The sequence below is a fragment of the Janthinobacterium lividum genome (assembly GCF_034424625.1).
In the GTDB taxonomy this organism is placed as follows: domain Bacteria; phylum Pseudomonadota; class Gammaproteobacteria; order Burkholderiales; family Burkholderiaceae_D; genus Janthinobacterium; species Janthinobacterium lividum.
In genome coordinates, this window is record NZ_CP139976.1 from 1,947,556 (window position 1) to 1,966,596 (window position 19,041).

Annotated in this window: 17 protein-coding genes; 5 read left to right on the forward strand and 12 right to left on the reverse strand. The window is 64.0% G+C overall.

Annotated features, from left to right (window positions below; all coding sequences use genetic code 11):
- Positions 1-8: 8 nt before the first annotated feature.
- From U0004_RS08820 to U0004_RS08865, 10 genes are all read right to left on the reverse strand, one after another.
- Positions 9-1,259: a CheR family methyltransferase gene (locus tag U0004_RS08820; protein ID WP_070259681.1), complete on the reverse strand. Its 1,251-nt coding sequence runs from the start codon at positions 1,257-1,259 to the stop codon at positions 9-11.
- On the reverse strand, positions 1,256-1,711 hold the full coding sequence (locus U0004_RS08825) for a chemotaxis protein CheW (protein WP_070259684.1): 456 nt from the start codon (positions 1,709-1,711) through the stop codon (positions 1,256-1,258). Before U0004_RS08825 ends, U0004_RS08820 begins: the two co-directional genes overlap by 4 nt.
- A 4-nt stretch (positions 1,712-1,715) precedes the next feature.
- Positions 1,716-3,527, reverse strand: a complete 1,812-nt coding sequence (locus U0004_RS08830; protein ID WP_070259686.1) for a methyl-accepting chemotaxis protein — start codon at positions 3,525-3,527, stop codon at positions 1,716-1,718.
- Positions 3,528-3,713: 186 nt separating this feature from the next.
- Positions 3,714-4,949: an argininosuccinate synthase gene (locus U0004_RS08835; RefSeq protein WP_034759383.1), complete on the reverse strand. Its 1,236-nt coding sequence runs from the start codon at positions 4,947-4,949 to the stop codon at positions 3,714-3,716.
- 69 nt (positions 4,950-5,018) lie between these two features.
- A complete protein-coding gene (argF, locus tag U0004_RS08840) occupies positions 5,019-5,939 on the reverse strand; it encodes an ornithine carbamoyltransferase (protein ID WP_034785055.1) in 921 nt (306 codons plus the stop codon).
- Positions 5,940-6,224: 285 nt separating this feature from the next.
- Complete coding sequence (locus U0004_RS08845; RefSeq protein ID WP_070259688.1) at positions 6,225-9,080, reverse strand: ATP-binding protein; 2,856 nt, start codon at positions 9,078-9,080, stop codon at positions 6,225-6,227.
- 229 nt (positions 9,081-9,309) lie between these two features.
- Positions 9,310-9,726 carry a hypothetical protein gene (locus tag U0004_RS08850; RefSeq protein WP_070259691.1) on the reverse strand — a complete coding sequence of 139 codons (417 nt, stop codon included), beginning with the start codon at positions 9,724-9,726 and terminating at the stop codon, positions 9,310-9,312.
- A gap of 281 nt (positions 9,727-10,007) precedes the next feature.
- Positions 10,008-10,913, reverse strand: a complete 906-nt coding sequence (gene rsgA, locus U0004_RS08855; protein ID WP_070259693.1) for a ribosome small subunit-dependent GTPase A — start codon at positions 10,911-10,913, stop codon at positions 10,008-10,010.
- Positions 10,910-11,275 (reverse strand): 4a-hydroxytetrahydrobiopterin dehydratase, encoded by a 366-nt coding sequence (locus tag U0004_RS08860; protein WP_070259695.1) that lies wholly within the window; start codon positions 11,273-11,275, stop codon positions 10,910-10,912. The genes rsgA and U0004_RS08860 overlap by 4 nt, the downstream gene beginning before the upstream one ends.
- Positions 11,272-12,552, reverse strand: coding sequence for a M48 family metallopeptidase (locus tag U0004_RS08865; RefSeq protein WP_034785061.1), 1,281 nt, complete (start codon positions 12,550-12,552; stop codon positions 11,272-11,274). Before U0004_RS08865 ends, U0004_RS08860 begins: the two co-directional genes overlap by 4 nt.
- A 56-nt stretch (positions 12,553-12,608) precedes the next feature.
- On the opposite strand from U0004_RS08865, the gene orn reads away from it, so the two are divergent.
- On the forward strand, positions 12,609-13,205 hold the full coding sequence (orn, locus tag U0004_RS08870; protein WP_170846480.1) for an oligoribonuclease: 597 nt from the start codon (positions 12,609-12,611) through the stop codon (positions 13,203-13,205).
- Between the two features lie 135 nt (positions 13,206-13,340).
- Here orn and U0004_RS08875 read toward each other — a convergent pair whose 3' ends face one another.
- Together U0004_RS08875 and gcvA are read right to left on the reverse strand one after the other, a co-directional pair.
- On the reverse strand, positions 13,341-13,706 hold the full coding sequence (locus tag U0004_RS08875; protein ID WP_070259698.1) for a hypothetical protein: 366 nt from the start codon (positions 13,704-13,706) through the stop codon (positions 13,341-13,343).
- Positions 13,703-14,647 carry a transcriptional regulator GcvA gene (gcvA, locus tag U0004_RS08880; protein WP_070259700.1) on the reverse strand — a complete coding sequence of 315 codons (945 nt, stop codon included), beginning with the start codon at positions 14,645-14,647 and terminating at the stop codon, positions 13,703-13,705. The genes U0004_RS08875 and gcvA overlap by 4 nt, the downstream gene beginning before the upstream one ends.
- A gap of 230 nt (positions 14,648-14,877) precedes the next feature.
- Here gcvA and U0004_RS08885 point away from each other — a divergent pair, with 230 nt between their 5' ends.
- The 4 genes from U0004_RS08885 (at position 14,878) to U0004_RS08900 (ending at position 19,038) form a co-directional block, all read left to right on the forward strand.
- Entirely contained in the window at positions 14,878-15,777 is a 900-nt protein-coding gene (locus U0004_RS08885) for a DMT family transporter (RefSeq protein ID WP_034785067.1), read from the forward strand.
- 203 nt (positions 15,778-15,980) lie between these two features.
- Positions 15,981-17,066, forward strand: coding sequence for a hemin-degrading factor (locus U0004_RS08890; protein ID WP_052140378.1), 1,086 nt, complete (start codon positions 15,981-15,983; stop codon positions 17,064-17,066).
- The gene (locus tag U0004_RS08895; RefSeq protein WP_070259702.1) at positions 17,054-17,989 is read left to right on the forward strand and encodes a heme/hemin ABC transporter substrate-binding protein; all 936 of its coding nucleotides are present in this window, start codon (positions 17,054-17,056) and stop codon (positions 17,987-17,989) included. Before U0004_RS08890 ends, U0004_RS08895 begins: the two co-directional genes overlap by 13 nt.
- Positions 17,986-19,038: a FecCD family ABC transporter permease gene (locus U0004_RS08900; RefSeq protein ID WP_070259704.1), complete on the forward strand. Its 1,053-nt coding sequence runs from the start codon at positions 17,986-17,988 to the stop codon at positions 19,036-19,038. Before U0004_RS08895 ends, U0004_RS08900 begins: the two co-directional genes overlap by 4 nt.
- Positions 19,039-19,041 lie beyond the last annotated feature (3 nt).

Here is a 19,041-nt window from a genome sequence, read left to right on the forward strand (position 1 = left end):
CTTGCCCCTTAGTTGGACGCCTGGCGGCGCTGGTAGATGCGCGCCGCACGCGCCTTCAGGGTGGCGGCGGCCGTGTGGTTGCCATTGCGTTCGGCCAGCAGGGACAGGTGGCACAGCGCTTCGTAATGGTCGGGCTGCAGGTAGATGCAGCGGCGCCAGTAATCGTCGGCCAGGTCCATCTTGCCGGCCAGTTCATTGATGATGCCCAGCATGAAATACGCTTCCGCCGCCTCGGGCACTCTGGCCAGGTGGGCGTGGCATTTTTCGCCGGCCTCGCGCAGCTGGCCACGGTCGGCCAGCAGGCGCGCCTCGGCCAGCAAATCGGCCTGCGCGGCTTGCGCGGCCGGCGCCGGCGATGGCACGGACACGGGGCGCGTGCGCGGCGCTGTCGCGGCAGCAGGGGCGGCTGCGGCGGCGCGCCTTGGCGCGGGCGGCACGCTGCGCAGGGTACGCAAGGCCGGCAGCGGCGCCACTTGCGCGGGGCTGGCCGGCGCCGCCGTTCCCTTTTTCAGGGCGAAGGCCTGGCGGAACTGCAGCGTCGCAAAGCCGTTCTGGCAGAACGACGGCACTTCCGCATAGCCGGCCAGCAGCATGCCGTCGTCGGCCAGCAGGGCGGACAGGTTGTGGATGGCCGCGCGCGTGGTCGGCTTGTCGAAGTAAATCAAGAGGTTGCGGCAGAAGATGACGTCGTAATGGCGGCTGTAGGTGGCGGTATCGAACTGCAGCAGATTGCCCTGCCTGAAGGTCACCTGTTCGCGCAGGGAGTCGATGATGCGGTAGGCGTCGTCGGCCACGTGCGTGAAATAGCGGTCGCGGAAGGCCACGTCCTGCGCGCGGAAGGCATTGCGGCCATACACGCCGGCTTGCGCACGCTCGATGCAGCCGGGACTCAGGTCATACGCGTCGATGCTGAACGCCTGTTTCGGCACGCCGCCGTCGCGCAGCGCCATGGCCATCGAATACGGTTCCTCGCCGCCCGCGCAGGGAATCGACAGGATGCGCGTGGCGCGCCCCCGTGCCCAGCGTTCCTGCACCAGTTCGACGGTGGCGTAGAACGCCTGCGGGTCGCGGAACAGCCACGATTCCGGCACCACCACCAGCTCGATCAATTGCGTCATTTCGGCCGGCGTGAGCGCCTGCAGGTAGGCTTCGCTATCGCTGAAGCCCGTTTGCTCCATGCGCTGGCCGACGGCCCGTTCGGCCACGGCTTTGGAGACGGACAGGCCGGTCGCGCGGCGCAGCAGGGCTTGTGCCGTCATGCCGCGCCCGCGTCTTGAAACAGCAGCGCGCGCACGTCGGGCGGCAGCAGGTGCTCGAGTTCCACCAGTTGCACGATGCCGTCGGCGTCGCTGGCCACCTGGCCCAGGAAGGGCGCCGTCGTCACGCCGCTGTCGTCGAGCTTTTCCGCATCGATGTCGGCGATGCCGCGCACCTGCGAGGCCAGCAAGCCCAGCGCATGCGTGGCGCCGCCGGGCGCGCGGTAGTCGACGATGACGATGCGCGTGTCGAACTGCGCGGCGGCGGCAGGCAGCCCGGCCAGGCGCGACAGGTCGATCACGGGCACGGGCGTGCCGTGCAAGTCCATCAGGCCGGCCACGTAGTCTGGCGTGAGCGGCAACTGTTTCAGCTCCAGCAGCGGCAAGACGCGCACGATGCCGGCCAGGGGCAGGCCATAGCGGTCGCGTCCGATGTGAAAGAGCAGTACTTTCATGGGATCAGATGGTGACGGCGAAGGTCGATACGCTCGACTGCAGGTCGCCCGCCGCATATTGCAACTGGTGCACCGCTTCGCTGGTGGCTTTCAGCGATTCCACCGTCTGCTGCGTGGCATCGTTGAGCTGCATCATGGTATCGGAAATCTGCGAGGCGCCGATGGCCTGCGATTGCATGCCTTGCAGAACGGCATCGAATTGCGGCGTGAGTTTCTGCACCTGGTCCATCACGGACGACAATTGTTCCGCCACTTGGCGCACCTCGCCCACGCTGCGGCGAATTTCTTCCGAGAATTTATCCATGCCCATCACGCTGGCCGAAACGGCCGACTGCATTTCCTTGAGCATTTGCTCGATATCCCAAGTGGAGACGGACGTCTGGTCGGCCAGGCGGCGGATTTCCGTCGCCACCACGGAAAAGCCGCGGCCCGCTTCGCCCGCTTTTTCCGCCTCGATGGCGGCGTTCAGCGACAGGATGTTGGTCTGGTCGGCCACCTTGGTGATGGTGATCAGTACGCTATTGATATTGCTGGCTTTTTCCGACAGGGCGGCCAGCTTGGCATTGATGGAATCGGTCGCCGAGACCATGTGCTGCATGGTCGAGTCCATGCGCTTGAGGTTGTTTTGTGCTTCGGCCGTCGCATTCGTCGTGTAGTCGGCCACGGCGGTGGCGTCTTCCATGGTTTTCAGCAACTGGCTCGTGTTGGCCGAGATTTCCTTGGTGGTGCTGAGAATTTCCACGCTGGTTTGCGCCTGTTCGATGCCCGTGGCTTCCTGCTGGCGTGCCGAGGCGGCGATTTCCGTGGCCGAGGTCGTCACCTGGATGCCGGCTTTTTGCACATTGTTGAGCAAGCTGCGCAGATTTTCGAACATCTTCGCCAGGCCGTTGCCCAGCTGGCCGATGGCGTCATTGCCCGTGATGCCGACCTTGCCCGTCAGATCGCCCGAGGCCGCCTTCGACACCACTTCCAGCAGGGAATCGACCTTGGCCCGCAAGCTATTCGTTGCGGCCAGTTCGTTAGCCTGGTTGTCCTGGATGGTTTGCGCCATGCGGTTGAATTCTTCCGTCACCTTGCCCAGCTCGTCGCGCGAGATGATGGCGGCGCGCGCGCCCTGCTCGCCGCCGGCGATGCGTCCGACGGCGTCCGTCAGGCTGTTCAGCGGGCCGAGGATGGAACGGCCCAGCAGGTAGGAAATGCCCAGCGCCAGCACCACGCACAGCAGGCCGCCCAGCGCCAGGGTCAGCAGCATGGTTTCCTGCAATTTTGTCGTGGTGGCCGTGCGTTCGACCAGCAAGCGGGATTCTTCGGCAGCGACTTCGTCAAGCAGCTTGTTCGCTTGCGCGACGGCCGGATAGCCGGTCGGCGGCATGGTGCGCGCCACCGCTTCCGTGGCGCCCGGCGCGTTGCCCAGCGCGCGGCGCTTCTCGATCAGGGGATTGATCCACTCCTTGACCCAGGTGGTGGTCAGCTGGTCGATCTTGCGGAAGCGTTCCGACTGTACCTTGTTGTCGACCGTCATGGCGATGGCTTTTTGCGTGTGCTGGCTCAGCACCGCCATCTCGTCCGTTCCAGGGTTCAGCGAGGCTTCGTTGCCTGTGAGGATGAAACCGCGTGCTTCCACCTGGATTTGCAGGATGGAATTGTGAATCCTGTCGATCTCGACCAGCACTTCCATCGTGTGGCGGTCCCATGCATTGGCTGCCGACAGGCGCGAAAAGCTGTTGTAGGCCACGCCCAGCAGGATCAGGATGATGGCCACGATGGAGCCGAAGCCCAGGTACAGTTTATTCTTGATACTCAGGTCTTTGAACATGGGAGGGCTCCGGAAGCGGGAAGGTCAGCACAATTGCACTGTAGCATTTTGCCATGCGGACAGCAAAATGGGGGCGATCTCGGGACGTGGCGGGGCGTAATTTGCGGCAGAGTGCGCTCCAGACGCAAAAAAGCCGCCCGTGGGCGGCTCAGGCAGCTGCGGGAGGCAGTGCCTCCCGGCAACTAATTACTTCTGGCCGCGCTTTTCGCGGGCGATGGCGGCGATGCGCATGCGCAAGGCGTTCAGCTTGATGAAGCCGCCTGCATCGGCCTGGTTGTAGGCGCCGCCGTCTTCGTCGAAGGTGGCGATGTTCATGTCGAACAGCGAATCCGTCTTCGAATCGCGCGAGACGACGATGACATTGCCTTTGTACAGCTTGATGCGTACCCAGCCGTTCACGGTTTCCTGCGTGTGGTCGATCAGGGTTTGCAGGGCAACGCGCTCAGGCGCCCACCAGTAGCCGTTGTAGATCATCGATGCGTAGCGCGGCATCAGGTCATCTTTCAGGTGGGCCACTTCGCGGTCCAGGGTGATCGATTCGATGGCGCGGTGGGCTTTCAGCATGATAGTGCCGCCCGGGGTTTCATAGCAGCCGCGCGATTTCATGCCGACGTAGCGGTTTTCCACCAGGTCCAGGCGACCCACGCCATGCTTGCCGCCAACCTTGTTCAGTTCGGCCAGCACGGTGGCAGGCGACATGCGCACGCCGTTGATGGCGACGATGTCGCCTTTTTCGTATTCGATGTCCAGGTATTCCGCTTCGTCCGGGGCCTTTTCAGGGCTGACGGTCCAGCGCCACATGGTTTCTTCCGCTTCGGCGCTCGGGTTTTCCAGGTGGCGGCCTTCAAAGCTGATGTGCAGCAAGTTGGCGTCCATCGAGTACGGCGCGCCGCCGTTCTTGTGCTTCATGTCGATTTCGATGCCGGCGTCTTCCGCGTACTTCAGCAGTTTTTCGCGCGACAGCAGATCCCACTCGCGCCATGGAGCGATGATTTTCACGCCTGGCTTCAGCGCGTAGGCGCCCAGCTCGAAACGCACCTGGTCGTTGCCCTTGCCGGTCGCGCCGTGCGAGATGGCGTCGGCGCCGGTGGCGTTGGCGATTTCGATCAGGCGCTTGGCGATCAGTGGACGGGCGATCGAGGTGCCCAGCAGGTATTCGCCTTCATACACGGTATTGGCGCGGAACATCGGGAAGACGAAATCGCGCACGAATTCTTCGCGGACATCTTCGATATGGATGTTTTCCGGCTTGATGCCGAACTTGATGGCCTTGGCGCGTGCCGGTTCCAGTTCTTCGCCCTGGCCCAGGTCGGCCGTGAAGGTGACGATTTCGCACTGGTAGTTATCTTGCAGCCATTTCAGGATGACGGAGGTGTCGAGTCCGCCGGAATAGGCCAGGACTACTTTTTTAATGTCGCTCATATTGCTTCCAGTTGTCGTTGTCGATGTATGTATTGCGATGCTGCCAGAGTGTATGCAGTGCCTGGCGAATTAGTTGATTTTACCCAGTAACAGGTATTCGATCAGCGCTTTTTGCACGTGCAAACGGTTTTCCGCTTCGTCCCACACCACCGATTGCGGGCCGTCGATCACTTCGGCGGCCACTTCCTCGCCGCGGTGGGCGGGCAGGCAGTGCATGAACAGCGCGTCGGGCGCGGCGCGGGCCATCTTCGCGCCATCGACGATCCAGCCGTCGAAGGCGGCGATGCGGGCCGCGTTTTCCGCTTCGTAGCCCATGCTGGTCCACACGTCCGTGTTGACCAGGTGCGCGCCTTCGCAGGCGTCGGACGGGTTGGCGAAGAAGGTGTAGCGCTCGGTCTTGACTTGCGACAGGTCGATGTCGTAGCCCTTCGGCGTCGACACGTTGACGTGGAAGCCGAACACCTCGGCCGCCTGCAGCCACGAGTACAGCATGTTGTTGGCGTCGCCGATCCAGGCGACGACCTTGCCAGCGATCGAGCCGCGGTGTTCGATGTAGGTAAAGATGTCGGCAAAGACCTGGCACGGGTGGTGTTCATTGGTCAGGCCATTGATCACCGGCACGCGCGAATTGGCGGCGAAACGCTCGATGATTTCCTGGCCGAAGGTGCGCACCATGATGATGTCGCACATGCGCGACATGACCTGACCCGCGTCTTCCACCGGCTCGCCGCGGCCCAGCTGGGAGTCGCGCGTGTTCAGGTAGATGGCGGCGCCGCCCAGCTGGTGCATGCCGGCTTCGAACGACAGGCGCGTGCGGGTCGAGTTCTTTTCAAAGACCATCACCAGGGTGCGGTCGATCAGGGGATGGTAGATTTCATAGTTCTTGAACTTGCGCTTGATCAGATGGGCGCGTTCGATCACATATTCGTACTCTTCCAACGTGAAATCGGAGAACTGGAGGTAGTGCTTGATCGGTTTTTTTGTCGACATAATGACCACTTGAAGATGCGCAGGCCGCCGGCGGCGTGCCTTTCCCGCCGGGTTGCATCAGCGTAAAACATCTCGTCTGATGACTGCCTCGCCCGGCGCGCTGCTGTGTTGATCGGTGCCAGCGCGACGCCTGTCGCGCGGTACGATGCGGTTTGCCAAGTTGAAAATAATGCAATGGCAAGTACTTCAGCCGTTCAATTATAAGGGTTTTGCTTTTAGATTGGAAAGACTGGCCGGGCGCGTACTTGTATAGGCAAGCCTGCGCCCGGGCAACGGGGCGGTGGATTAATAGATGCTGGCGGGCGCAGCGCCGTCCAGCTGCGGCGCCACCAGGGGCAAGTCCAGGGTGAAGCGGGTGCCGGCAGGGCTGCTGGCCACCTGGATGGTGCCGCCCAGCAGGGCCGTGACGATGTTGTAGCTGATCGACAAACCCAGGCCGCTGCCACCCTGGCCCAGCTTGGTGGTAAAGAAGGGGTCGAAGATGCGCGACAAATGCTGTTCGGCGATGCCGCCGCCATTGTCTTCGAAGACGATCTGCACGCGCGCCGCCTCCATCGTGGCGGACAAACGCATGCAGCCCGTGCCGGCGCCACCATCGTTGGGCGCGGGGGGGAAGGCGTGCAGCAGGGCATTGTTGATCAGGTTGGTGATCACCTGGCCGAACGGGCCAGGATAGCTGTCCATGGCGATGCCGAAGGCTATCTCCACTTCGATGCGGTGGCCCGAGCTGCGGATGCGGTTCATGACGGTGGCGATGATTTCATTGCTTACTTGTTGCAAGTCAAACCGGCGCCGCTGCTCGGTGGTGCGGTCGACGGCCACCTGCTTGAAACTGTTGACCAGGTCGGCCGCGCTGCGCAGGCCGCGCATCACCAGCGCCGACGCCTTGTTCGCATCGTCGATGAAGGCGGCCAGGTCCGAGCGGCGCAGGCCGGGGCCGTTCATCAGGCGTTCCACGTCTTCCGTCTTTTGCTGCATGGTACTGGCGATTAATAAACTGTTGCCGATCGGGGTATTCAGTTCATGCGCCACGCCGGCCATCAGCGAACCGAGGGCAGCCAGTTTTTCCTGCGATACCAGTTGCGCCTGGGCATCTTGCAATTGCCGGTAGGCGCTGGCGTTGTCGAGCGCGATGGCGCCATACGCGCACAGGGTACGGAAGATCAGCCGCTCGCGTTCGCCATACGCGTTGGCATGGCAAGCTTGCACCGTCATCACGCCCAGAACGCGTTCGCCCACCATCAGCGGCACGTACAGCACGCTCTGGTTATGCAGGGTGCCGGGCACCGTGTAGGCATGGCGGCGCGGCGGTACCTGGTCGATATACACTTCGCGCCGGCCCAGCAGGCAGCGCACGGAGTAGGCGCGTGGATTGCTCAGTGGAATGGCGTTGTCGGGCAGGGGACGGCCCGCTTCCATGCCGTGCGCGCGGCGCAGCGCCGTGCCAGCCGGATCGAGCATGTAGACGGCGAAGGTGTTGACTGGCAGCAAGGCGTGCACATGGCGGTCCAGCACCTGGAATACGGCGCTGGCGTCCAGGTGGGTGGTGATTTCCTGGCCGATGGCCGACAGCCGTTCCAGGGTGTCGCTGGTCTGTTGCAGCACTTCGGCGCGGCGCGCTTCGGAGGCGGCCAGTTCGCGGTGGTGATAGCCTTCCGAGCGCGCATGTTCCGTCTGGTGGTAGACCTGCATGGCGGTAGCGCGGTTGCTCGCCTGCTGGGTGTGGCTTTTTTCACGCGCCATGCCCGCATCGAGGGCGATATCGTAGGCGCGCGCATAGTCGCCCGCATGCGCGTATTCGCGCGCCAGCGCATCGAGCAGTTCGCCGGGCGGCGAATAGCCTTCGATGGAGGCGGCCACCTGCAGCGCCTGGTGCAGGAAATGCAGGGCGGGATTGCGTTCCTGCATGCCTGCGGGCGGCGGCAGCTCGTGGCGCGCATGCAGCATGGACAGGACGCGCAGCGCCGCCACCTGATGCATGGCGTCGCCTTGCGCGGTGGCCAGCTGGCAAGCCCGTTCGGCCGCCTGCAGCGCTTCATCGGGGCGATCCAGATAGGACAGCGCGTGCGCGCTGCCGCGCTGCGCCATGCTGCGGAAATCGGCCTGGCCCAGCGCTTCGGCGCGCTGCGCCAGCCGGCTGAAAGCGTCGAGCGCCGTGTCGTAGTCGCCCTTGTCCAGGCTCAGTTCACCCAGGTGGAATAGGGCGTTGGCATAGGTGCGCGCGCCTGCCACGGGGGCCAGGATGAGCAGCGCCTGGCGCAGCAAGTCTTCGGCCGCGGCCAGCCGCCCCAGCTTGCGCATGGTTTCGGCCGTATGCGTCTGGCAGGCGCCGATGCTGCGGGGCCAGCCGGTGGGGCGCGCCAGGTCCAGCGCGCACTGCATCCATTCGAGGGCCGATTCGTTGTCGTTGAGACTGGCGAAGCAGTCGCCGATATTGATGGCGGCCGTGATGGCGCCGCGCAGCTGGCCGCTTTCCAGCGCCGCTTCGTAGCTTTGCATGTAGTGGCCGGCGGCCGTGCCCAGGTCGCGCGAAGTGTGCGCCAGCAAGCCGCGGAAATCATGCACCCAGGCAGCCAGCGGCGCGGGCAGCTTGCCGCTGGCGCCGTCGGCCTGGAAGTGGCTGCCCCAGCGCGCTTGGGCGGCCGGCGCATCGCGCAGCACGGCCCAGCGCGCCGTGGCCGCGTCGGCCAGGCTGGCGCGCATCGCATCGCCGGCGCTGCGCGCCTGTTCGGCAGCGGCCAGCAGTTCGGCATCGCAGCGGGCATGGTCGCCCCGGTCGACGGCAATCGAGGACAGCAGCCAGTGCGCATCGGCGCAAGCGGCGCCGTCGCCATGCGCGCACAGGATGGCGTGCGCCGCCATGGCCAGGCTTTCGGCCGCATCGAGCGCACCTTGCAGCCAGGCCACTTCCGCCTGCACCAGTTGCAGGCGCGCCTGCGCCATGGCCAGGGCGTGGGCCGGCAGCTGGGCCTGGGGCAACAAGGTTGCCGCTTCGTCTGCATGGTGCAGCGCCTGTGCGCAGTTACGCTGGCGCAAATGCCATGCCAGCAACATCAGCAAGGGCAAGCGCTCCAGGGCGCGCAATGGTCGCAGTGTGTCTTCCCACTGTGCAATGTCATGTTCGAGGGCGAACATTTCCATCCGAAATCTCCCGCAAGGCGATGGTGTTGGCCCGCGGCCAGTGACACCTTATTGGATCGCATTGTAAGCTGCATTCGGATGCAGTTGTTTGGCCGACTCGACAGTATTTTTTGCGCGCGCCATTTCAGGCGGCGCAAAGCAGGCGGGGCGTGCATCAGCCCCTGCCGGCTGATGCACGCCCCGTGGACAGCCTGGCGATGGCCGTGCCGCCTGTACCGTACTGCTTGTGCTAGCGGCCGGCGAAGTGCACGGTGCTGGCTGTTTCGCCAGCCTTGGCGATGGCGCCCGGAATATTGTTCAGTCCGGTAATGGCGATGACGTCGCCATCGTTGCGAAATTCCATGCGGGTGCCGCTGGCCGTTTCAAAGACGCCGGGCGCGCGGCCGAACAGCTCTATTTCGGGCTGTCCCTTGATTTGCGTGAAGTAACGGTTGACTTGCTGGCGCAGCAGCAAGGTATCGCCCGTGTCGAGCTGGTAGCGATTGCCGTACTGGCTGAATTCCTGCGGGGCCAGTTTATAGACCTTGCCGGAGATCTGGACCTTGTCCTGATCGCCGATTTCCAGCGCGCTGGCGCTGAGGCAAGAAAGGCCGAGGACGAGGGCGGCGCTACCGAGGGCGAGGGTACGCGAGAACGATGCTTTCATGATTTCACCTTGTGATCAAAATGCTGGTTGGAGTTAGACCAATGTTGTCTCCAGCAGGTTCGCTGGCGGGGACAATGCCAAGGTAGCAATCGGACCTGCGCGATGCCAGCGCAAAGCGATGAAACGCAGGAATTCGGCGCTGAAACGCGAAATCGGACGATGGATGGTTTTGGAATGAATGCAGGAAAGCGGGCTGAGCGGCAGAATTTAATTCTGTTTAATTCGCGTTGATAATGTTTTTGTCGGTTTGGCGCCCGCTCCGATGGCGGGCGCCAGGCGCGTTAATACAGCGTTTGCGCCGATTCGTGCAGCAGCTGGCCGTACAGGGTATGGCGCATCTTGGAGATTTTTCCTTCGGACAAGGCTTGCAGGATGGCGCACTGCGGCTCGATCAGGTGGCGGCAGTTATAGAACTTGCAGCCGCCCAGGTAGGGCTGGAATTCGCGGAAGGCCCGTTCCAGCATGCCCTCGGATAAGTGGTACAGGCCGAATTCCTGGAAGCCGGGCGAATCGATGATGGAGCTGTTCGCGCCCAGTTCGTCGAGCTTGTACAGGCGCGTAAAGGTGGTCGTGTGCTTGCCCGTGTCGAGCGCGGCGGAGATTTCGCGCACGGCGATGTCCGCGTCTGGCACCAGCAGGTTGATCAGGGACGACTTGCCCATGCCCGACTGACCGATGAGGATCGACGACTGGCCCGCCAGCAGGGGCGCCAGGGTGGCCACGGCGTGCTCCGGTTCGGCGCGCGCCGACACTTCATCGACGGGATAGCCCATCGAGGAATACGGCAGCAGGCGTTCCCGGGCACGCTCCAGCGAAGCGGTCACGTCCGTCTTGTTGAGGATGATGCGCGCTTCGATGCCGGCCGCGTCGGCCGCCACCAGCGAGCGCGAGATCAGGTCGTCGGCAAAGCCCGGTTCCGTCGCCACGACGATGAACAGCTGCGTCAGGTTGGCGGCCAGCAATTTCGACTTGTACTGGTCCGAGCGGTACAGCAAGGTCTTGCGCTCCTCGATGCGGTCGATGACGGCCTGGTCGTTGGAAGTGCGCGTCAGGTGCACGATGTCGCCCACGGCCACATTGGTTTTCTTGCCGCGCGTTACGCATTGCAGCTTGGCGCCGTCCACGTCGGCCAGGTAATGGCGGCCGTGGGCGGCGATGATGATGCCCGTCAACTTGCCTTCGCTCATGGGGCCACCTGGCTGCTCTGGTAGATAAGGTCGGCCTTGGCGGCGCAGATGAAGTCGTTTTCGGACAGGCCGCCGGCACCCTGGTTGACCGAGTGCGTGTCGTAGCGCACGGCGCAGGTTTTGTAAGTAATGATGAGCTCCGGATGGTGGTCTTGCGTATGGGTCATATAGGCCAGGGCGTTCACGAACGCCAGGGTCTGGTAGTAATTCTTGAAGCCGAAGTCGCGGCACAGCTTGCCGTTTTGCACCGTCCACTGGGGCAGCAGGGCGTGCAGGGTGGCGATATCCGTGTCGCCCAGCGCCTGCTGGCGCGGCGTGCAGCTCAGTTGGGCCAGGTCTTGCGAAGTGGATGGCGTATTCATGCGGAAGCCCCTTTCAGGTGGCGGATGCGCACGCTGGCCGGCGGATGCGAGTCATAGAAGGCCGAGTGCAGCGGGTCGGGCGTCAGGGTCGACGCATTGTCTTCATACATTTTGACGAGCGCCGACACCAGGTCGTCCGCCTGCGTGTGCGTGGCGGCAAAGGCGTCGGCTTCGAATTCGTGCTTGCGCGAGCTGAGCGACGTCAACGGCCCCAGCAGGAAAGTGAAGACGGGCAAGGCCAGCATGAACAGCAGCAGCGCCAGCGCGTCCGTCGGCTGGCCCGTCAGCGCCAGCGCCACGGGATCGACGCCCAGGCCCGCGTAAAACCACGGCTGCGTCTTCAGGAAGCCCAGCAGCGCGAGGAAACCCAGCGAGATGACGAACATCATGGCGATGCGCTTGACGATGTGCTTGAGCTTGAAGTGGCCCAGTTCATGCGCCAGTACGGCTTCGATTTCCTGTGGCGCCAGGCGCGACAGCAGGGTATCGAAGAAGACGATGCGCTTGTTGGCGCCAAAGCCCGAGAAATACGCATTGCCGTGGGCGCTGCGCTTCGAGCCATCCATGACGAACAAGCCTTTCGAAGCGAAGCCGACGCGCTGCATCAAGCCTTCGATGCGGCTTTTCAGCGCTTCGTCGGCCAGCGGCGTGAATTTGTTGAACAGCGGGGCAATGACGGTCGGGAACAGCACCATCATCAGCAGCTGGAAGCCGCTCCAGACGAACCACGCGTACAGCCACCACAGGTCGCCCGACTTGGCCATCAGGGTCAGCACGACCCAGATCAGCGGCAAGCCGATGACGGCGCCCAGGCCCACGCCCTTGAGCATGTCCGTGAAAAACAGCTTGCGCGCCATGGTGTTGAAGCCGAAGCGCTGCTCCAGCACGAACTGGCGGTAATAGTCGAAGGGCAGGTCGATCAGGCCGGAAATGGCGGCAAAGGCGGCGATCAGGCCGATCTGGTACAACATGGGCGAGCCGGGACCCATCCATTCATTCAGGTGCAGCGCCAGCCATTGCAGGCCGCCCAGCAAGGTAAAACCGATCAGCACGGCATAGTTGATCAGCAAGGTCAGCAAGCCGAATTTGGTCTTGGCCACTGTGTAGTCGGCCGCCTTCTGGTGCGCGGCCAGCGGGATTTTTTCCGCAAATTCGGGCGGGACAACGGCGCGGTGCGCCAGCACGTGGCGAATCTGCCGCGAAGCGAGCCAGAAGCGCACGGCGAGAGTCAAAACGAGGACGGATACAAACAAAATCGAAAACGCGAGTGAATACATTCTGTGCCTGTGAGAAAATGGCTGATTATTTAGTTTGATTAGGCCAAGAGAGAATTATGTCACAAGCGACCGACTTAACTGCATCCACCCCCGCACCCGCGGTGCCCGCACGTCCAAATGAGATGAACCTGGTCTGGGTCGACATGGAAATGACGGGTCTGGAGCCCGATACCGACCGCATCATCGAGGTGGCGGTAGTGGTGACGGACATGCACTTGAACCTGCTGGCCGAAGGCCCCGTGTTCGTGATTCACCAGTCGGATGAAACCCTGAACAAGATGGATGCCTGGAACAAGGGCACGCACGGCCGCTCGGGCCTGATCGACAAGGTCAAGGCGTCGACCGTGACGGAAGCCCAGGCGGAAGCGGAACTGATCGCCTTCCTGAAGAAATACGTGCCGGCAGGCAAGTCGCCCATGTGCGGCAACACCATCGGCCAGGACCGCCGCTTCATGGTACGCGGCATGCCGAAGCTGGAAGCATTCTTCCACTACCGTAATGTTGACGTGTCGACACTGAAAGAGCTGTGCAAGCGCTGGAAGCCGGAAATCGCCACCGGTTTCAAGAAGCACCAGAAGCACACTGCGCTGGCCGATATCCTCGAGTCGATCGAAGAGCTGAAGTACTACCGCGAGCACTTCATCAAATTGTAATAGTGTTGTCGGCTTACGCGCCCAGGCGCTAAGCCGACCTACATATGGCGCGCCGCGCCGGGGGCGTAGGTCGGATTAGCGGAGCGTAATCCGACGATCCTCCGCCGCGAAGATATCCAGGCGGCGTAGGTCGGCTTAGCGCCCTGGCGCGTAAGCCGACGCACCCGGGGCCGCGAAGATCAGGCCGTGCCATTCGGCATCCTCGCCCTGCCACTCCAGCGCAAACGGTCCCGTTTGCCGCAAGCCCGTGAGCCACACTGTCTCGCCAGGTTCGCGAAAATACGCCACGCACTGCCCGAACGGTTGCTCCAGCCGGCACAGCACCAATCCCTCGCCCGCCACGGCACACCATTGCTCATTGACATCGATCAAGGCCACGGCCGGATCGCCATAGAATTCGCCCAGGCTGGCATGACGCCCATCGGCCGCCGTCACCTTGGCATGTTCGTATTCATGCTGGACAATATATTGGGCGCTGCGCGCCAGTTCCCTGCTCGTCATGCTGTCTCCACGGTGGGCCAGACGGTTTCCTGGTCGGCGCGCGCCTCGGCGATCAGCCATTCGCAGAAGGCGTGCACGAGGGGGCGCGTTTCCGCCTGGGGCGAACGCAGCAGATAATAGCAGTGGGGGCCGCGCACGGTATGTTCGAACACGCGCACCAGGCGGCCCGAGCGGAGATCGTCGCCGATCAGGGGGCTGGCGGCGATGGCCACGCCCTGGCCGCTGGCGGCCGCGTCCAGGCACAGATACGTGTGCGAAAAGCGCGCGCCGCTGTTGCCGCTATTGCCGCTGTAATGCACGCCGCAGCTGTGCAGCCAGCGCGTCCAGTCGATTTCGCCGGGCAGGTGCACTTCCGGCTCGTCGTGCAGCAGCGGGTAGCGCAGCAGGTCGGCGGGCTGGCGCAGGCTGGCCGCGTTGGCGCGGAAATCGGGGCTGCAGACGGCGGAAAACCATTCTTCCATCAATAAATCCACTTTCAGGCCCGGATAGCGGCCCGGTCCCAGGCGGATGGCCACGTCCACGCCATCGCGCGCCAGGTCGACCGGGTGCATCGAGGCCAGCACGCGCAGTTCAATCTGCGGATAGCGGTCGCGCAAGCGTCCCAGGCGCGGCATCAGCCAGCGCGAGACGAGCGAGCTGGTGGCCGTCACCGTCACCACCTTGTCATCGCCCTGGCGCCGCGCCTGCTCGGAGACGTCGGCCAGCTGGTTGAGTATCGGCCCCAGCGAGGCCGCATAGCGCTGCCCGGCGCTGGTGAGCACCACGCCGCGCGGCAGGCGCTGGAACAGCACGATGCCGAGCCACGCTTCCAGCTGTTTCACATGATGGCCGATGGCGCCGGCCGAGACGTGCAATTCTTCGCCCGCGCGCTGGAAGCCTTCGTGGCGGGCGGCGGCCTCGAAGGCGTGCAGGGCGGCAAGTGGGGGCAGGGGACGTGACATGGCATTCTCAAGAGAATTGAGCCTCAGTATTATTTGGCCTATCCGTGAAGAATATTGGTTTGTTTCATTTTGCGCAAGCGAATATGATGCCGGCTATGCGTGAAGTGACCCGCAATATGATTCACGCATGAATCATCTACCAGCCTTGCTTGGCATTTATATTTACAACGCCTGGGAAAACCGTCGCGATGCGCAGCAGGTTTGCCCGGGTGTACTCAAAGAGGTTAGTCATGTCTGATCGCCGCGCTGTTGCGCTGGTGTTGCTGTCGGCCGCCGGATTCGGCAGTTCCGCAGTGTTTGCCAAGGCGGCATATGCGTCCGGGGTCAACCCGTCGACCATGCTGGCCTTGCGTTTCGTCATCGCCGCCATGCTGTTGCTGCCGCTCGTGTGGCTCGGTGGCTGGCGCTTGCCGCGCGGCCGCCTGCTGGCCGGCTACATGCTGATGGGCCTGATGTACACGGCCCAGTCGCAAGGCTATTTCAATGCGCTCATGTATGCCAGCAGCGGCCTGTGCGGCATGCTGCTGTACGTGTATCCCGTGCTGGTGACCATCCTCGCGCTGGCGCTGGGCTGGGAAAAGCTGGACCGGCGCATGCTGGTGCTGATGGCGCTGGCCATTGCCGGCATGGCCATCACCCTGGGCGGCAAGCTGCAGGGCCAGCCCATCGGCATCGCGCTGGCATTGATGGCCGCCGGCGTGTATGCCGTGTACATCCTGTTTGGCAACAGCCTGTCGAAAAGCCGCGAGAATATTCACCCATTGGCCGCCTGTGTGGTGATCCTGGGCACGGCCGGCCTGTCGAACAGTGCGATTGCTTTGTGGCAAGGCGTGTCCTTGCCGGGTACGGCGACGGGCTGGCTGGCCGTCAGCGCCATCGCGCTGTTCTCGACGGCCATCGCGATTGCCGCCTTCTTTGCCGGCGTGGCGCAGATCGGCGCGGCCAAGGCATCCATCATTTCCACGTTTGAACCCGTCATCACGATGGCGTTCGGCGTGACCTTGCTGAAGGAATCCGTCAGCGGCACGCAATTGCTGGGCGGTGCCATGGTGCTGGCCGCCGTGGTCTTGCTGGCACAGCGGCCCAGTGCCAAGCCGGTTTCCATGCCTGGCGTGCAAGCCAGCGCCTGAACTTTTTTCCTGAACTGATCGGCAATACCGATCGGTCTCCTTTGCGCCGCGACGGGTTTCCTGCCGCGGCGCTTTTTTTTGGCCGCGTACAAATAACACTTGATTGCGAATGATTCTCATTTATAATTGATTTCAAGATTCCCCCACCACCAGCCAGCCCATGCCAGCCAGTGTTCGCCTTGAAAGGAGACACCGTGACGAGCATGCCCCCTATTTGCAATACCGAGCTGGTCGCCGGCGAATTTGCCCGCCTGCGCCGCGAAAAGAAAGCCCGCCACCGCGATATCGCCGAGGAACTGGCCATTTCCGAAGGCGAGCTAATCGCCGCGCACGCCGGCCTGTCGCTGGCCGATGGCGCCTTGCTGGGCGCCGAGCGCCTGCAGGCCGACTGGCCCGCCATCATCGCCGCCCTGGAACCGCTGGGCGAAGTCATGGCGCTGACGCGCAACGCCTCGTGCGTGCATGAAAAGACGGGCGTGTATCGAAAAGCCAGCCACAACAACCACGTGGGCCTGGTGCTCGGTGGCGATATCGACCTGCGCGTGTTTTACCGCCAGTGGGCGCATGGTTTTGCCGTTCGCGAGATGGGCGAGAAGGAAGTGCAGCGCAGCCTGCAGTTTTTCGATGCGGCCGGCCATGCCGTGCACAAGATTTTCCTCAAGCCGCAAAGCGACCTGGCCGCCTACGACGCGCTGGTGGCGCGCTTCGCCGATGCGGATCAGGCGGCCGGCATTGCCGTGACGGCGCCGGCGCCGCCGCCGGCGGAACTGCCCGACGCGCAGATCGACGTGGCCGGCTTTCGCGCCGCCTGGGCCGACTTGCGCGACACGCATGAATTTTTCACCGTGCTGAAAAAATATTCGGTCTCGCGCCTGCAAGGCCTGCGCCTGGCCGAGGCGCGTTTCGTGCAGCAGCTCGACAAATCCTGCGTGCTCGACCTGCTCAATAATGCCGCCCTCGAAAAGGTGGCCATCATGGCCTTCGTCGGCAATGCCGGCATGATCCAGATCCATTCGGGGCCCGTGCACAAGATCGCCGTGATGGGGCCGTGGATCAATGTCCTGGACCAGCGCTTCAACCTGCATTTGCGCGAAGACCATATCGCCAGCGCCTGGGTGGTGAAAAAGCCGACCGTCGATGGCCTGGTGACATCGGTGGAGCTGTTCGACGCCAAGGGCGACACCATCGTCATGTTCTTCGGCGAACGCAAGCCGGGCGTGCACGAATTGTGCGAATGGCGCAACGTCGTCGAGCGGGTGCTGCAGGAGGGCGAACTATGCGCCGCATGATCGCCGCCAGCGTGGCGCGCCGCATCGCGCTGAAAAAAATGGGGGCGGGAGCGCTGGCGCTGGCCGCGCCGATGCAGGTGCTGGCCGCCGTCAGCGACGCGTCCAAGCCGATGGTCAAGGCGCGGCGCATCGTCAGCGTGGGCGGCGCGTTGACGGAAATCGTCTATGCGCTGGAAGCGCAGGGGGAACTGGTGGGCGTCGATACCACCTCGCTGTATCCGGCCGTGGCGCAACAGCTGCCGCAGGTGGGCTATGCGCGCACCTTGTCGGCCGAGGGCGTGCTGTCGCTGGCGCCCACGCAGCTGATCGCCACCGAGGAAGCGGGACCGCAAACGGTGCTGCGCCAGGTGCGCGACGCGGGCGTGCCGGTGGCGGTGCTGAACGCGAATAACAAATTCGAAGGCTTGCTCGAACGGGTGAAACAGGTGGGCCAGATCACGGGACGTGCCGACCCCGCCGCGCGCCTGGCGCATACCTTGCAGCAGCAATGGAGCGGCGCCCTGGCCAAGGTGCAGCAGCGCCAGCATGCGCCCGTGCGCGTGCTGTTCATTCTCGCGCATGCGCCGAACCAGGTGATGGTGGGCGGGCGCGAGACGGGCGCCGACGCCATGCTCGCGTACGCGGGTGCCGTCAACGTGATGGGCGGACAGGGCGGCCAGGGTGGATTCGCCGGCTACAAGCCGCTGACGCCCGAAGCCGTGATCGCCGCGCGGCCCGACCTGCTGCTCGTCACGGACCAGGGCTTGAAGGCCTCGGGCGGCGTGGACGGCATCTTGAAACTGCCAGGCCTGGCGCAGACGCCGGCCGGGCGCAAGCACCGCATCGTGTCGCTGGAAGCCATGCTGCTGCTGGGCTTTGGCCCGCGCATGCCGCAGGCGCTGGCCGAACTCGACGCCGCCTTCGTCAAAGCCATGACGGCATGAACGTGGCCTCCCTGGCGTCTGTCGCCCCGTGGCGCTGGCCACGCTGGGGCGCTGGCGGATTGCTGGCCGTGGCGCTGTTTGTCGGCTTGATCATCGCCGTGCAGGCGGGCGCCGTGCCGGTGACCCTGGCCGACTGGCTGGCGCCGTTTCAATCTGGCGAGGAGACGCTGTCCGGCGGCGCGTATGTGCTGTGGCATATCCGTTTGCCGCGCGCCCTGTTTGCCATCCTGATCGGCGCCGCGCTGGCGCTGGCCGGCGGCCTGACGCAAGGGCTGTTCCGCAATCCGCTGGCCGATCCGGGGCTGCTGGGCGTGAGCAGCGGCGCCGCCTGCGCGGGCGCGGCCACCATCGTCTTCGCGGCCAGCCTGCACGTGGCGCCCGAGCTGCGCGTGTGGCTGCTGCCGGCCGCCGCGTTTGCCGGTGCCATGCTGATCTGCGTGCTGCTTGACAGGGTTGCGCGCTGGGCCACCCCCGGCTCCATCGTCGGCTTGCTGCTGACGGGCGTGGCGCTGAACGCCATCACGGTGGCCGTCATGGGCTTGTGCATCTACCTGGCCAGCGACGACCAGTTGCGCACCCTGACTTTCTGGACCCTCGGTTCGCTGTCGGCCGGCAGCTGGCGCCAGGTGGCGGCTTTGCTGCTGGTGCTGGCCGGCGCGCTGTGGGCCACGCGCTTCCTGATGCGCTCATTGAATGCGCTGGCGCTGGGCGAGGCGCAGGCCCTGCACGTGGGTATCGATGTGGGCCGGCTGCGCACGCAGGTCATCGTGCTGGTGGCCGTGCTGACGGGCTTTGCCGTCGCCTGGTGCGGCGGCATCGGCTTCATCGGCCTGATCGCGCCGCACCTGGTGCGCACCTGGCTGGGCGCCGACCAGCGCCGCGTCCTGCCCCTGGCGATGCTGGCCGGCGGCTTGCTGCTGCTGTTGGCCGACACGCTGGCGCGCACGGTGGCCATTCCGGCGGAAGTCCCCGTCGGCATTTTCACGGCCTTGCTGGGCGGGCCATTTTTCCTGATGCTGTTGCGGCGCTTCCGCCACGGCACTGCCTGAAAG

What these genes read in the sequence shown, in the direction of transcription:
- U0004_RS08820 (WP_070259681.1), bottom strand. Translation starts at nt 1,259, where the DNA reads ATGACGGCACAAGCCCTGCTGCGCCGCGCGACCGGCCTGTCCGTCTCC.
- U0004_RS08825 (WP_070259684.1), bottom strand. Translation starts at nt 1,711, where the DNA reads ATGAAAGTACTGCTCTTTCACATCGGACGCGACCGCTATGGCCTGCCC.
- U0004_RS08830 (WP_070259686.1), bottom strand. Translation starts at nt 3,527, where the DNA reads ATGTTCAAAGACCTGAGTATCAAGAATAAACTGTACCTGGGCTTCGGC.
- U0004_RS08835 (WP_034759383.1), bottom strand. Translation starts at nt 4,949, where the DNA reads ATGAGCGACATTAAAAAAGTAGTCCTGGCCTATTCCGGCGGACTCGAC.
- argF (WP_034785055.1), bottom strand. Translation starts at nt 5,939, where the DNA reads ATGTCGACAAAAAAACCGATCAAGCACTACCTCCAGTTCTCCGATTTC.
- U0004_RS08845 (WP_070259688.1), bottom strand. Translation starts at nt 9,080, where the DNA reads ATGGAAATGTTCGCCCTCGAACATGACATTGCACAGTGGGAAGACACA.
- U0004_RS08850 (WP_070259691.1), bottom strand. Translation starts at nt 9,726, where the DNA reads ATGAAAGCATCGTTCTCGCGTACCCTCGCCCTCGGTAGCGCCGCCCTC.
- rsgA (WP_070259693.1), bottom strand. Translation starts at nt 10,913, where the DNA reads ATGAGCGAAGGCAAGTTGACGGGCATCATCATCGCCGCCCACGGCCGC.
- U0004_RS08860 (WP_070259695.1), bottom strand. Translation starts at nt 11,275, where the DNA reads ATGAATACGCCATCCACTTCGCAAGACCTGGCCCAACTGAGCTGCACG.
- U0004_RS08865 (WP_034785061.1), bottom strand. Translation starts at nt 12,552, where the DNA reads ATGTATTCACTCGCGTTTTCGATTTTGTTTGTATCCGTCCTCGTTTTG.
- orn (WP_170846480.1), top strand. Translation starts at nt 12,609, where the DNA reads ATGTCACAAGCGACCGACTTAACTGCATCCACCCCCGCACCCGCGGTG.
- U0004_RS08875 (WP_070259698.1), bottom strand. Translation starts at nt 13,706, where the DNA reads ATGACGAGCAGGGAACTGGCGCGCAGCGCCCAATATATTGTCCAGCAT.
- gcvA (WP_070259700.1), bottom strand. Translation starts at nt 14,647, where the DNA reads ATGTCACGTCCCCTGCCCCCACTTGCCGCCCTGCACGCCTTCGAGGCC.
- U0004_RS08885 (WP_034785067.1), top strand. Translation starts at nt 14,878, where the DNA reads ATGTCTGATCGCCGCGCTGTTGCGCTGGTGTTGCTGTCGGCCGCCGGA.
- U0004_RS08890 (WP_052140378.1), top strand. Translation starts at nt 15,981, where the DNA reads ATGCCCCCTATTTGCAATACCGAGCTGGTCGCCGGCGAATTTGCCCGC.
- U0004_RS08895 (WP_070259702.1), top strand. Translation starts at nt 17,054, where the DNA reads ATGCGCCGCATGATCGCCGCCAGCGTGGCGCGCCGCATCGCGCTGAAA.
- U0004_RS08900 (WP_070259704.1), top strand. Translation starts at nt 17,986, where the DNA reads ATGAACGTGGCCTCCCTGGCGTCTGTCGCCCCGTGGCGCTGGCCACGC.